Source organism: Microbacterium sp. Nx66, from assembly GCF_904066215.1.
Lineage (GTDB): Bacteria > Actinomycetota > Actinomycetes > Actinomycetales > Microbacteriaceae > Microbacterium > Microbacterium meiriae.
The window spans coordinates 601825-615192 of sequence record NZ_LR880474.1; the positions used below are offsets into that span (position 1 = coordinate 601825).

14 protein-coding genes are annotated in these 13368 nt (G+C 67.0%); 2 read left to right on the forward strand and 12 right to left on the reverse strand.

What is annotated here, in order from left to right; all coding sequences use genetic code 11:
• The first annotated feature begins 13 nt into the window (after positions 1-13).
• Positions 14-670, forward strand: coding sequence for a DsbA family protein (locus MICNX66_RS02715; RefSeq protein ID WP_029266216.1), 657 nt, complete (start codon positions 14-16; stop codon positions 668-670).
• 46 nt (positions 671-716) lie between these two features.
• Here the strand turns inward: MICNX66_RS02715 and MICNX66_RS02720 are convergent, their stop codons facing one another.
• The 12 genes from MICNX66_RS02720 to MICNX66_RS02775 all read right to left on the reverse strand — a co-directional run bounded on the left by MICNX66_RS02720 (position 717) and on the right by MICNX66_RS02775 (position 12044).
• Positions 717-1121, reverse strand: coding sequence for an arsenate reductase ArsC (locus tag MICNX66_RS02720; RefSeq protein WP_029266214.1), 405 nt, complete (start codon positions 1119-1121; stop codon positions 717-719).
• Positions 1122-1142: 21 nt separating this feature from the next.
• Positions 1143-2141, reverse strand: coding sequence for a metalloregulator ArsR/SmtB family transcription factor (locus MICNX66_RS02725; protein WP_029266212.1), 999 nt, complete (start codon positions 2139-2141; stop codon positions 1143-1145).
• Positions 2138-3235, reverse strand: coding sequence for an ACR3 family arsenite efflux transporter (gene arsB, locus MICNX66_RS02730; protein WP_029266210.1), 1098 nt, complete (start codon positions 3233-3235; stop codon positions 2138-2140). The genes MICNX66_RS02725 and arsB overlap by 4 nt, the downstream gene beginning before the upstream one ends.
• The gene (gene trxA, locus MICNX66_RS02735; RefSeq protein ID WP_029266209.1) at positions 3232-3558 is read right to left on the reverse strand and encodes a thioredoxin; all 327 of its coding nucleotides are present in this window, start codon (positions 3556-3558) and stop codon (positions 3232-3234) included. The genes arsB and trxA overlap by 4 nt, the downstream gene beginning before the upstream one ends.
• On the reverse strand, positions 3555-4532 hold the full coding sequence (gene trxB, locus MICNX66_RS02740; protein ID WP_029266208.1) for a thioredoxin-disulfide reductase: 978 nt from the start codon (positions 4530-4532) through the stop codon (positions 3555-3557). Before trxB ends, trxA begins: the two co-directional genes overlap by 4 nt.
• Before the next feature lie 304 nt (positions 4533-4836).
• On the reverse strand, positions 4837-5025 hold the full coding sequence (locus tag MICNX66_RS17040; protein WP_371511042.1) for a hypothetical protein: 189 nt from the start codon (positions 5023-5025) through the stop codon (positions 4837-4839).
• A gap of 531 nt (positions 5026-5556) precedes the next feature.
• Positions 5557-5901, reverse strand: coding sequence for a metal-sensitive transcriptional regulator (locus tag MICNX66_RS02750; RefSeq protein WP_029266204.1), 345 nt, complete (start codon positions 5899-5901; stop codon positions 5557-5559).
• 23 nt (positions 5902-5924) lie between these two features.
• Positions 5925-8168, reverse strand: a complete 2244-nt coding sequence (locus MICNX66_RS02755; protein WP_371511043.1) for a heavy metal translocating P-type ATPase — start codon at positions 8166-8168, stop codon at positions 5925-5927.
• A gap of 73 nt (positions 8169-8241) precedes the next feature.
• Positions 8242-8496, reverse strand: a complete 255-nt coding sequence (locus MICNX66_RS02760) for a YHS domain-containing protein (RefSeq protein WP_029266198.1) — start codon at positions 8494-8496, stop codon at positions 8242-8244.
• 21 nt (positions 8497-8517) lie between these two features.
• Positions 8518-10839 carry a heavy metal translocating P-type ATPase gene (locus MICNX66_RS02765; RefSeq protein ID WP_029266196.1) on the reverse strand — a complete coding sequence of 774 codons (2322 nt, stop codon included), beginning with the start codon at positions 10837-10839 and terminating at the stop codon, positions 8518-8520.
• A gap of 45 nt (positions 10840-10884) precedes the next feature.
• Positions 10885-11835: a hypothetical protein gene (locus MICNX66_RS02770; protein ID WP_029266194.1), complete on the reverse strand. Its 951-nt coding sequence runs from the start codon at positions 11833-11835 to the stop codon at positions 10885-10887.
• A complete protein-coding gene (locus MICNX66_RS02775; protein ID WP_029266192.1) occupies positions 11832-12044 on the reverse strand; it encodes a heavy-metal-associated domain-containing protein in 213 nt (70 codons plus the stop codon). Before MICNX66_RS02775 ends, MICNX66_RS02770 begins: the two co-directional genes overlap by 4 nt.
• Before the next feature lie 104 nt (positions 12045-12148).
• On the opposite strand from MICNX66_RS02775, the gene MICNX66_RS02780 reads away from it, so the two are divergent.
• A complete protein-coding gene (locus tag MICNX66_RS02780) occupies positions 12149-13309 on the forward strand; it encodes an FAD-dependent oxidoreductase (RefSeq protein ID WP_051667917.1) in 1161 nt (386 codons plus the stop codon).
• The last annotated feature ends 59 nt before the right edge of the window (positions 13310-13368 follow it).

The following is a 13368-nucleotide window of genomic DNA, read 5'->3' on the forward strand; positions in this document are numbered from 1 at the left end:
GGAGCCATCCTTCGTGAAGACCCCCGTCAAAGTCAGCCTCATCACCGGTGCCGTCGTTATCGTCCTCGTGATCGCAGCTCTGGTCGTGGTCATGCTGACCCGGCCCGCTGCTCCCGACCCTTCCGGCTCGGCGGGCGCACTGCCCGGCGCCCGGACTGACTCGCACGTCCTGGACGACGCCGGCCCGGATGCGCCGACGCTGGTGGAGTTTCTCGACTTCGAGTGCGAAGCCTGCGGAGCGTTCTACCCGGTGGTCGAACAGATCCGCGCCGACTATGAGGGCGAGATCAACTACGTCGTGCGGTACTTCCCATTGCCCGGACACTTCAACTCCATGAACGCCGCCCTCGCCGCCGAAGCGGCAGCTCAACAGGGCAAGTTCGAGGAGATGTACGCTCGCCTGTTCGAGACCCAGGCTCAGAGGGGCGAGCAGCAGACCTCTCACACCCAGTTGTTCCGGACGTTCGCCGAAGACCTAGGCCTCGACATGGACTCGTACGACGAAGCAATCGCCGACCCCGCCACCAAGGAAAGAGTCGAAGCAGACCGCAACGACGGCCAGTATCTCAACGTCAGTGGCACGCCGACCTTCTTCCTCGACGGCGAGAAGCTCGAGCTCACCCAGCTCAGGGACCTCACGGATGCCCTCGACGAGGCCGTCGCTCGCTGACACTATCGAGCGTGCGCGAGGCCCGCCTCAGCGGACAGACTTTGAATCAGAGGATTTCGTCGACCAACCTCTCGATGCGTGCCCGGATCTCGTCTCGGATCGGGCGAACAGCCTCGATGCCCTGACCGGCAGGATCGTCGAGCTTCCAATCCTCGTAGCGCTTGCCAGGGAAGAACGGGCAGGCGTCGCCGCATCCCATGGTGATCACGACGTCGGAGGCCTGCACGGCTTCGGTGGTGAGGATCTTGGGCTGCTCGGCGGTGATGTCGATGCCCAGTTCCTTCATCGCTTCCACGGCGATGGGGTTGATCTGGTCGGCCGGCATGGAGCCGGCGGAGCGGACCTCGATGCGGTCGCCGGCGATGTCGCGGAGGAACCCGGCAGCCATCTGGGAGCGGCCGGCGTTGTGCACGCAGACGAAGAGGACGGAGGGCTTGGTGGTGTCGGTCATGAGGGCTCCTGTGGGTGGTGGTCAGTGCGTGAGCTCATCGACGAGGGCGCGGACGCGGTCCTCGATGTCGTCGCGGATGGCTTCGACGCCCTCGCGGGATGCGAGGGCAGGGTCGCCGACGGCCCAGTCGTCGTAGCGGACGCCGGGGATGATCGGGCAGACGTCGCCGCAGCCCATCGTGATCACCACGTCGGCGGCACGGACGGCATCGTCGGTGAGGGGCTTGGGGAAGCGTTCGGCGGCCAGGTCGCCTTCGATCTCGGCGAGGATCGAGCGGACGTGCGGATGGATGACGTCCGCGGGAGCAGATCCTGCCGAGCGGGCGACAACCCTGCCGGCGGCGAGCTTGTTGACAAGCGCGGCAGCGAGCTGCGAACGCCCCGCATTGGCCACGCAGACGAACAACACCTGGGGTACAGCGGAGTCGCGGTCGCGCGTGAGGTCGGCGAGTCGCTGACGTGCGAAGCGTTCGGTGAGCGGGACAAGCGCTCCCGTGACTATTGCCGTGCGGGCGAGTGACGTGTACGACTCACGAACGATGCCCAGCACGGTCTCCGGGGCGAGCTCGGGGACCTCGGCGGCGAGCTCATCGGCGAGGTGGGTGATCCGCGCATCGAACTCGGGGTGGCCGGCGCGGCCTTCGGCGTCGCCGTCTTCGCCGGGCGCCGTCATGGTCGCAGGCGCGAAGGAGTCCAGCAGAGCGGTGACGGCGCCCCGGCGGCTGGGGTTGATGCGGTACCAGACCCAGGTGCCGCGCCGTTCGGAGGTGAGCACGTCGACGCCCTTGAGGACCTTCAGATGGTGCGACACGGTGGGCTGTGAGACGTGTGCGAGCTCGGCGAGATCGCACACGCAGGACTCGCCTCGCGGATCGGAAGCGATCGCGGAGAGCATGCGCAGGCGCAGCGGATCCGACAGAGCCTTTAAGGTCGCGGCGACGGTGGACGCCGCCTCGTGGCCGATGGCGTGGGTAGCGACCGGGCTGCAGCTGTCGACGGCGTCGGTGAGCGTGACGTTCATGAGGTGATCCTTTCGCCGGTGTAGGGATCGGTGTGGAACCAAGCGCGCGCCGCCCAGAGGGAGACGTAGACGAGTCCAACGAGGACGGGCACCTCGATGAGAGGGCCGACGACGCCCGCCAGAGCCTGCCCGGAGGCGGCGCCGAAGGTGCCGATGGCGACGGCGATGGCGAGTTCGAAGTTGTTCCCGGCCGCGGTGAAGGCCAGCGTGGTGGAGCGGGCGTAGTTCAGGCCCAGGCTCTTGCCGAGCAGGAGCCCTGCGAACCACATCAGCCCGAAGTAGACCAGCAGTGGCAGCGCGATCCGCGCGACGTCCAGCGGGTTGGCCAGGACCGCATCGCCCTGCAGCGCGAACAGCAGCACGATGGTGAACAGCAGCCCGTACAGCGCCCAGGGGCCGATCACGGGGAGGAACTTCTCCTCGTACCAGGCGCGGCCGCGACGCTTCTCGCCGATCCAGCGGGAAGCGAAGCCGGCGACGAGTGGCACGCCGAGGAAGACCAGCACGTTCAGGGCGATCTGCCAGACCGAGATCTCCAACCCCTGAGTGTCCAGACCCAGCCAGCCGGGCAGGACGGTGAGGTAGAACCAGCCCAGCAGTGAGAAGGCGACCACCTGGAAGACAGAGTTGATCGCGACGAGTACGGCGGTCGCTTCCCGATCGCCGCAGGCGAGGTCGTTCCAGATGACGACCATCGCGATGCAGCGGGCGAGACCGACGATGATCAGCCCCGTGCGGTACTCGGGCAGATCTGGCAGGAAGATCCAGGCGAGGGCGAACATGACCGCAGGGCCGACGAGCCAGTTCAGCACCAGCGAAGACACGAGGAGCTTCTTGTCGCCGGTGACGGCCGCGATCTTGTCGTAGCGGACCTTCGCGAGCACCGGGTACATCATCACCAGCAGCCCGAGCCCGATGGGCACCGAGATGCCGCCGACCTCGAGGTGGCCGAGCAGGTCCGACAGAGCGGGGACGAATCGGCCGAGGAGAAGTCCTGCGACCATGGCGAGCCCGATCCACAGTGGCAGCCACTTGTCGAGGGTGGACAGACGCCGGACGGCGGCGGGAGCGGAAGCTGCGGTTGCGGTGGTCATGCGAGCAGCGCCTCGATCTTCTCGGCGATGACGGGCTTCGGGTGCGCGCCGATGAGGATGTCCGTGCCGGTGCCGTCGCGGAAGAAGCCGAGGGTGGGGATCGACGTGACGCCAGCGGCGGTCACGGTCTCGGGATTCCGATCCGCATCGACCTTGACGATCTTCACTCGTCCGTCGTACTCGGCGGCGAGCTGCTCAAGAAGCGGAGCGACCTGGCGGCACGGACCGCACCAGGTGGCCCAGATGTCGACGACGACAGGGATGTCGGAGTCGAGAACTTCGTCCTCGAACGTGGCGTCGGTGACGGCGGTGAGCGTGCTCATGCGAAGACCTCCTCGGCCTCGATCGGAGCGGCCGGGTCGTTCTCGAGGTTCGAGAGGTAGTGCTGGGCGTCCTGAGCGGCGGCGCAGCCGGTGCCGGCGGCGGTGATCGCCTGCCGGTAGGTGTGATCGACCAGATCGCCGGCCGCGAACACCCCGGGGATGTTCGTGCGGGTGGAAGGATGATCCACTCGGACGAACCCGCCTGCGTCGGTGACGACCTGTCCTGTGACCAACTCCGAGCGGGGGTCGTGGCCGATCGCGACGAAGACACCGGTCGCCGCCAGCTCGCGCTCGGTGCCGGTGACGGTGTCACGGAGGGTGACGGATTCGAGCTTCTCGTCGCCGTTCAGCCGGGCGATCTCGCTGTTCCATGCCACCTCGATCTTCGGGTGGTCAAGCACGCGCTGCGCCATGATCTTCGAAGCGCGGACCTCGCCGCGACGGTGCACGACGGTCACCTTGCATGCGAAACGGGTGAGAAACAGGGCCTCCTCCATCGCGGAGTCCCCGCCGCCGACGACGACGATCTCCTGCTCGCGGAAGAAGAACCCATCGCAGGTGGCGCACCAGGACACGCCTCGGCCGGTGAGTCGCTCCTCATCCGGCAACCCGAGCTTGCGATAGGCGGAGCCCATGGTGAGGATCACCGCACGCGCACGGAACGTCTCACCCGCGCCAGTCACGATGGCCTTGATCGGTCCGTCGAGGTCGACGCTGACTGCGTCGTCGAGGAGGATGCGGGCGCCGAACCGCTCGGCCTGCTGACGCATCGACTCCATCAACTCCGGTCCGTTGACGGCGTCGACGAACCCAGGGAAGTTCTCCACCTCGGTCGTCGTCATCAGCGCACCACCGGTGGTCACCGAACCGGCGATAACGACCGGGGCGAGGTTTGCCCGGGCCGCGTAGATCGCGGCGGTGAAGCCTGCGGGGCCCGATCCGATGATGACCAGCTCAATCTGTTGATTCGACATGAATCTATATTGACATTCTTCAAAGTAAGGCGCAATCGGCGGCGAGACAGTTCACGGACACTGCACCTGGATGCCAAGAAGCGACCTCCCAATCGGGAAGTCGCCCTCTCGTGGGTCGGTCAGACTGCGCCGACGGGCCTTGCGCCGATCTGCGCAGTACGGATGGCGTGCCGCAGCAGCTGGCACCCTCGGCGTCGAAGCCGCCGGCACCGCCGCAGACCCCGGTGTCGGGAAGGACGAGCTCGTTGCGCTCCGCAGCCTCGTGATCTCCGGCAAGGTGAGCTGCGACGCTGCGGACCTGCTCCTAGCCCGTGAGCGCCAGGAAGGTGGGGGCGCGGCCATAAGACTTCGCACCGACGATGAACAGGTCCTTCTCGGGCTGCGCGAGCTGGCGTGCGCCGGTGGCTCCGACGGAGCCGCAGGAGTGGATGTTCGGGTCGATCTCCGAGGCGATGCTGGCCACGGCGTCGAGCACTGGCGAGGATACGGCCATCGCAGCCGTCCTGGTCGACCGTGTGCACAACGAATGGCTGGCCCTTGCGGCCGCTGTCTACGTCTTTGTCGCGCCCCTGCCGCGCGATTCCCGTCACCGTTGTGCCGTAGAGGACGCGGTCACCCAGCACATCGACGAGTGGGGTGAGGTACTCACTCACCCACTCCGCCCCCGTCGGGTAGCCGTTTGCCGGCGCCGTCCCGGTCGGCTCGAGCAGGCGACGCGCTGCAGTGTCGGTGAGCTCCGGCCAGCCTGAGAAGAGGCGTGCATGACCCCACTCGGACACGGCAGCACCAGCGGAGGAGCCACGCTCGACGACCACGTCATCGACGCCACGTTCGGTTAGATGGGCGGCTGCAGCCGGATGGCCAGCCCAAGCCCGTCATCGATCACGATGGCATCCTCGATCAGTTGCTCGATTCTCAGCGTCAGGACGGCGCCTTTGACTACAGGCGCGCAAAGTCCTGAGCGTCCACTCGCCCAGAGCTATCCGAGGAGCATCGAAGGCATCCGCGGGGCCGCCTCGCTGGCTTAGCGGACGAGGCGTGCGATGGCCTGGGATGCTTCAGTGATCTTGGCCTCGGCAATGTCTCCGCCTGCACGTGCGGCGTCGGTGACGCAGTGGCGGAGATGGTCTTCGAGAAGACCGACAGCAACGCCCTGGAGTGAGCTCGTCAGCGCTGAGATCTGGGTGAGGATGTCGATGCAGTACTTCTCCTCGTCGACCATGCGGTGGATGCCGCGGGCTTGTCCTTCGATCCGTTTGAGACGGGCGAGATAGCGGGCTTTGTCGGTGATGTAGCCGTGTTCGCCGTGTTCGCCGTGTTCGCAGGCGGTGTCGGACTCGACCTGGTCGGTCTCGATGGTGTCGGTCATCGTGGTCTCCGGTTCTGGATTGGTTATCGGTTGAGGATCGCGCGGGCCGTGGTTTCCGGGCGAAGGTCGAGTCGCCGCAGGAGCTGCGCGTTGAGGGCAACCACGATGGTGGACAGGGACATCAGGATCGCCCCGACCGACATCGGCAGCACGAACCCGATGGGGGCGAGGACGCCGGCGGCGAGGGGTACGGAGATCAGGTTGTAGCCGGCGGCCCACCAGAGGTTCTGCTTCATCTTCCGGTATGCGGCGCGGGACAGTTCGATGACGGAGAGCACCGAGCGGGGGTCGTCGCTGGCGAGGATGACTCCGGCAGAGGCGATGGCAACGTCCGTGCCGGCGCCGATCGCGAGCCCGACATCGGCCTGGGCGAGGGCGGGGGCGTCATTGACGCCGTCACCGACCATCGCGACCTTGCGTCCCTCGTTCTGGAGCTCCTGCACCTTCGCGGCCTTGTCCTCCGGTCGGACGCCGGCGAAGACACGGTCGATGCCGAGGTCCTCGGCCACGGTGTGCGCGACGGCTTCGGCATCGCCGGTGATCATCACGACCTGCACACCCAGCGCGTGCAGTGCATCGACGGCTTCGCGCGATTCCGACCGCACCTCATCGGCGAGCTTGAGAGCGCCGATCACACGGCCGTCCTGAACCACGTGGAGGATGATCGCACCGTCATTGCGCCACCGCTCGGCAACGGGCAGCTCCTGCGCATCTTCCTCGGTGAGCAGGTGCGGTCCCCCCACCCGTACAACGGTCCCGTCGACGGTCGCGGTGACGCCGACTGCGGGAGAGGAGGTGAAGTCCGAGCTGCGGGGCACGTCGAGGTGACGGTCGGCGGCGGCGCGGACGATGGCCTTGGCGAGCGGGTGTTCACTGTCGGCCTCCGCGGCGGCGGCCAGGGCGAGCACCCGGTCGGTGTCGTTGCCTTCGACGACTGAGACCTCGGAGACGGTCGGTTCGCCCTTGGTGAGGGTGCCTGTCTTGTCGAACAGCACGGTGTCGACGGTGCGCATGCTCTCCAGCGCGAGCCTGTCCTTCACGAGTACGCCACCGCGTGCGGCGCGTTCGGTGGCGATGGAGACGACCAAGGGGATTGCGAGACCGAGTGCGTGGGGGCAAGCGATGACGAGCACCGTGATGGTGCGGATGACGGCATCATCGGGAAGCCCAACGAGCGTCCACACGATCGCCGTGATCACGCCAGCGCCGAGAGCGAACCAGAACAGCCAGCCTGCCGCCGTGTCGGCAAGGCGCTGCGCGCGCGAGGACGAGCTCTGTGCTTCGGTGACCAGGCGTTGGATGCCGGCGAGAGTGGTGTCGTCACCGGTGGCGGTAATCTCCACGCGCAGCCCGGAGTCGGTCGCCACAGTTCCGGCCGTGACCTGGTCATCGATACCGCGCGTCACGGTGCGGGACTCGCCGGTGACCATTGACTCGTCCATCGACGCGCGACCGTCGACGATGCGACCGTCGGCGGGGACGCTGCCCCCGGGGCGAACGATGACGACATCACCGACGACGAGTTCGGCAGGCGAGACCGTCACGACCTGGTCACCTTCGACGCGTTCTGCTTCGTCGGGCAGGAGCGCGGCCAGGGAGTCGAGAGCGGACGTGGTCTGCGCGAGGGACCGCATCTCGATCCAGTGCCCGAGCAGCATGATCACGATGAGGAGCGCGAGCTCCCACCAGAAGTCGAGCTCGTGGTGCAGCAGGCCGAGGCTCGCACCCCAAGAGGCGATGAACGCAACGGTGATGGCGAGTCCGATGAGGAGCATCATCCCGGGCTTGCGGTCGCGGATTTCGCTGACAGCACCGACGAGGAACGGCTTTCCACCCCAGATGTACATCACTGTTCCCAGTACCGGGGACACCCAGGCCAGGCCGGGAATGTCGGGGAGGGTGTAGCCGAGGATCATCGCGAACATGCCCGACAGCGCGACGGTGGGGACGGCGAGGATCAGCATGATCCAGAACAGGCGACGGAACTGTCCGACGTGGTCGCCATGCCCCGCATGACCCCCGTGTCCACCGTGAGCGTCGTGTCCACCATGTGCGTCATGGCCGGCATGCTCGCCGTGACCCTGGTGGCCCATCGGCGCGCCGCTTCCGTGCGGTGCAGTATCGGGACCGTCGTGGTGCACGGCGGTGTCGTGGTGAGGGGTGTGGACGGGGGGGTCTTCTGTGGCCGCGGCGGGGACCGATGGGGTGTGCCCGTGCGCTGCGTGTTCGTGGGTGTGATCAGCGTCGTCGCTGTGTGGCTGGCTCATGAGGCTATCCTCCTCGGAAACGATGAAGCTGTGCGGGGCGATCCGTGTGCCGCCCCGCACAGGTGAAGCGATGTCAGGCTGCGGTCACGTACTTGGCGGGGTCAGCGTCGAACAGGGGGCCGCAGGCGGCGCAGCAGAAGTAATAGCGGGTGCCCTCGTAGTCGCGGTAGAGGCCAGCGGCTTCAGCGTCCGCTTTCACGACGGTGCTGCCGACCATCACGGGGCATTCGGCGAGCTGTTCGGCGGACGGCGCGAGGAGGTCCTTGCGTCCGTCGGCTGGGACAGAGCCGTGGCTGTTGTGGCTGCAGCAGGATCCGGAATCAGACATGTGTGTTCCTCTTTCGTGATTTCAGTGGGTTCCGACGGTTGCGTTCCGCGTCGCATGATCACGCGGTGCGGGCGCGGCGGTCGGGGATGGGTCCGCCGCCTGGCTGCGGAACGTGCGCAGGCGGAGGCTGTTGCCGACGACGAAGACGCTGGAGAACGCCATCGCGGCGCCGGCGAGCATGGGATTGAGCAGACCGAGGGCTGCCAGCGGGATGGCGGCGACGTTGTAGGCGAAGGCCCAGAACAGGTTGCCCTTGATCGTGCCGAGCGTCTTCCGAGACAGACGGATCGCGTCGGCCGCGCTGCGCAGATCGCCGCGGACGAGCGTGATGTCGCTGGCCTCGATCGCCACATCGGTGCCCGTGCCCATGGCCAACCCCAGGTCTGCCTGGGCGAGCGCGGCCGCATCGTTGACGCCGTCTCCGACCATCGCCACGACCTTGCCCTCGCGCTGCAGCCTGGTGACCACGTCGACCTTGTCTTTCGGGAGCACTTCGGCGATGACCTCATCGATGCCGACCTCAGACGCGATCTGCTCGGCCACGGCACGGTTATCTCCGGTGAGGAGCACCGGTGTCAGTCCCAGCGCCTTCAGCTGCCTGATGGCTTCGGTGCTGGTCGGCTTGATGGTGTCCGCGACGATGAGCACACCGCGTGCTTCCCCGTCCCACCCCACGGCGACCGCGGTCTTGCCCTGACGCTCTGCTTCGCTCTTCGCGGCGGCGAGATTCTCGGGAAGGCGCTGGGACCAGTCCTCGAGAAGCGACTCGCGGCCGACAAGGACGGCGTGCCCGTCGACGATGCCCTGCACTCCCTTGCCCTCGATGTTCGCGAAACCCTCGGGTGTCGGAAGCGTGCCGACCTCTTGGACTGCGGCTTTGGCGATGGCCTGCGCGATGGGATGCTCGGAGGCGTCCTCCACCGCACCCGCCAGGCGCAGCAGCTCGCCGCGGTCGACGCCGTCAGCGGTGAACACGCCGGTGAGCGTCATCCGCCCTGTGGTCACCGTCCCGGTCTTATCCAGAACGACGGTGTCCACCCGTCGCGTCGACTCGAGAACTTCCGGACCCTTGATGAGGATGCCCATCTGCGCGCCGCGGCCCGTGCCCACCAGCAGTGCGGTGGGCGTGGCAAGGCCCAGGGCGCACGGGCAGGCGATGATCAGCACCGCGACCGCGGCGGTGAACGCCGCCGCGGCAGGGAATCCCGCGCCGAGCCAAGCGCCCAGCGTGGCGATGGCGATCGCGATGACAATGGGCACGAAGATACCCGACACCCGGTCGGCGAGGCGCTGCACCTCGGCCTTGCCCGATTGGGCGTCCTCGACGAGCTTCGCCATCTGCGCCAACTGGGTGTCCGACCCGACCCTCGTCGCCCGGATGACGAGCCGGCCACCGGCATTGACCGTCGCCCCCGTGACGGAGTCTCCTTCGCCGACCTCGACCGGCACGGATTCACCGGTGAGCATGGACGCGTCGACCGCGGAGGTGCCGGAGACGATCACACCATCGGTGGCGATCTTCTCGCCGGGCCGTACGACGAACTCGTCGCCCTCTCGCAGGTCCGCGATGGGAATGCGGGTCTCGGCGCCGGCGCGAAGCACAGCAACATCCTTCGCTCCCAGCTCCAACAGCGCGCGCAGGGCGGCGCCCGCCTGCCGTTTCGCCTTCTTCTCGAAGTAGCGTCCGGCGAGGATGAACATCGTCACCGCGGCACCCACTTCGAGGTAGATGTTCGCCGCCCCGTCCGACGGTGCCACGGTGAGCTCGAACGGGTGGGTCATCCCGGGGACGCCGGCCGTGCCGAAGAACAGCGCGTAGAGCGACCACAGTAAGGCGGCTATCGTCCCCATCGAGATGAGCGTGTCCATGGTCGCCGCACCGTGCCGGAGATTCGTCCACGCTGCCTTGTGGAAAGGCCAGGCCGCCCAAACGATGACGGGGCCGGCCAGGGCGAGTGAGAGCCACTGCCAGTAAGTGAACTGCAATGCGGGGATCATCGACATCGCAATCACAGGAAGGGTCAGCACGATGGAAGCGATCAAACGGTTCCGCAGGCTCACCAGCTCCCTATCCGGAGCGTCCTCACCGTCGACTACCGCGGACGGCTCCGGTGAGGGAAGGGCGGCCGTGTAGCCGGTCTTCTCCACCTCGGCGATCAGCAGCGCCGGGTCGAACCCGTTCGGTGCGGTGACCTTCGCCTTCTCCGTCGCATAGTTCACGGTGGCGGTGACACCGTCCAGCTTGTTGAGCTTCTTCTCGATGCGCATCGCGCACGACGCGCAGGTCATCCCGCCGATCTCCAGCTCCACGCTGGACGCGGCTGCTGACTGCGTATCCGTCATGATGTCTCCTCGATCCTTCTTGCAACTCGATGCGCACTGAGCGGGTCAGTGCCCGTCGTGCTCGGCGTCGTCTTCGGTGTCCGCCTGGTCGCCGGTGGCGGGGGTCGCCTCGAGTACGAACTGTGCGGTGTGGACCTGTCCGTCGACCTGGAAGTCCAGGTACAGCAGGTAGCGGCCGGTGGTGGGTGTCTCGGCGGTGAATTCCACCTCGGGGCCGGCCAGATCGCCCGGCTGTGGTTCCTCGCCGCGCGCGTGCACATGCAGATACGCCAGGTCGCCATCGCGCAGGGCAACGAGGTGGCCGAACGCACCGAGGTACGGCTCCAGCACCGTGACGGGTTCCCCGTCCCGAGAGACCTTGACAGTCAGTTCGCTTCCAGTTCCGGCGACCAGGTCGCCGCTGACGGTCACGTCGAAGCCGTCGACCGTGTCGCTTGTCTTGACGGCGACCTCGGGCTCCGGTGTCAGCTGCCCCGCCACATCGACGGTGCGGGAGAGCGTGGCGCTCACCCCCTCAGAGGTGAAGTCCGCATACAGCCGGTACGTTCCCGCGGTATCCCAGGACCATGGCAGCGACCAGACCCCGGTCCTCGGGTCGAGTTCGGGGTGCACGTGACGGTATTCACGCCCGTCGTTGCGGACCACGATCAGGTGCAACTGCTTATCGTGGGCCTCGTCGAAATCGGTGATCGGGACACCTGAGGGATCGCGGATGTCGAAGGAGAGTTCACCGTCCGTCTCGACGTTCGCCGGCGCCTGTACGGGGCTCATTGTGAATCCCGATGCCGCGCTCATCACTCCACTCACCCCCATCTCCTGATCGTCTTTCGTGCCAGCAGCATCCTCGGGCGCTTGCGCGTCATGCGAGGAATGCCCGGCGTCCGCCCATGCGGTCACCGTGCTGTCGGGCACGAGTGCGCCCGCGGCGGCGAAGGCGGCGCCGAAGACAACGACAAGGCCCGCGCCGTAGAGGCCGAGGCGGCCCGGGGCGTTCATGAGAGTCGGACCGCCTCGTACCCGGCCTCATCGACGGCCGCGAGCACGGCCGCGTCATCCACTGCGGAACTCGTCGTGACGAGAAGCCGGCCGGTCTGCGCACTCACTTCGATGTTCTCGACGCCGGGGACCTGGCTGACCTCGCCGCGAACAGCGACCTCGCAGTGGCCGCAGCTCATCCCGCTCACCTGGTACTCGCTCGTGCTCATGATGGCTTCCTTCCCTCGATTCGGAATACCCCGGTAGGGTACTGGTATGCCTAACCATATACCCACCCAGGGTATTCCGGTCAAGGGGGTGAAGGGAGCTTCTCATGGATAAGACCAGCTCGGATGTGCTCATCGTCGGCGCGGGCGCCGCGGGTCATTCTGCGGCGGTCACGTTGCGGCGCAGCGGTTTCGACGGGTCGATCCGGATCGTGCATGCGGAGCCGTTCGCCCCGTACAACCGCACGCTGGTGACCAAGGGCATCCTTCGTGGCCTGCTCACCCCGGAGCAATCCGCGCTGCCTGCCTTGGACTCGATCGATGTCGAGACGATCCCCGGCAGCGCTGTCGGGATGGAAGAGCGGGGCATCTTGCTGCACGATGGCAGACGGCTGATATTCGCAACGGCTGTCGTGGCGACCGGCGCCGCCCCGCGTCCCCTGCAGGCGACAGGCGTCAGCGAGGGGGTCTTCACGCTGCACAGCGCGTCCGACGCGCTACGCATCCGAGGGCATGCGGGTCCGACGTTCGAAAGGCGGGTTGTCACTGTCCTCGGTGCCGGGCTGGTCGGAGCAGAAGCAGCAAGCTACCTTGTGAGCGCTGGTGCCAGAGTGCATCTCGTCGCGCGCTCCGAAATCCCCTTGGCGCACAGCCTCGGGTTGCCGATCGCCACCCGGCTCCGCGATCTGCACGCTGCGCACACGGAGTTCCATCCAGGCCGGACAGTGCGCTCCATCTCGGCTTCCGGAAGCGGGGGTGACGTACTCCTCGATGATGGGACATCTGTATCGTCAGACGTGATCGTCCTCGCCCACGGAACAGTTCCGGCTGTCTCATGGATCCGCTCAGACGGTGCCGCGATCGAGGTCGATGACCGGCTCCGTGCCAGGACGATCCCGGCAGTGTATGCGGCCGGTGGGGTCGCCGCTCATGTCGGTCCCGACGGTTCGCTCTATCGTATGGATCATTGGGATGATGCGGTGGCACAAGGGGCTCACGCCGCCCGAGCGCTGCTTCATGATCTGCACGGCGGGGACGATCCTGGCCCGTACCGGCACGTTTCCGGGTTCACGGTGAATGTGCACGGCGTCACGCTGAGTGGAGCGGGCGTCGTCTTGCCGCAGGCGACCGCGGAAACGACGTCATCGGCCGGCGGCGGCCTCGTCTCGACCTTCAGGACCGCCGACGGCAAGAGGGCGGGTGCTGTCGGGTGGTCAGCGGCAAGGGAAATCCTGGCGGTCAAGCACGAGCTGGCAGGCGGCTTCTGAGTGTGCACAGGATCGATGTCGGGCACACAGGCGGCGGTGCTAGCGTCGTGAGGAACAGG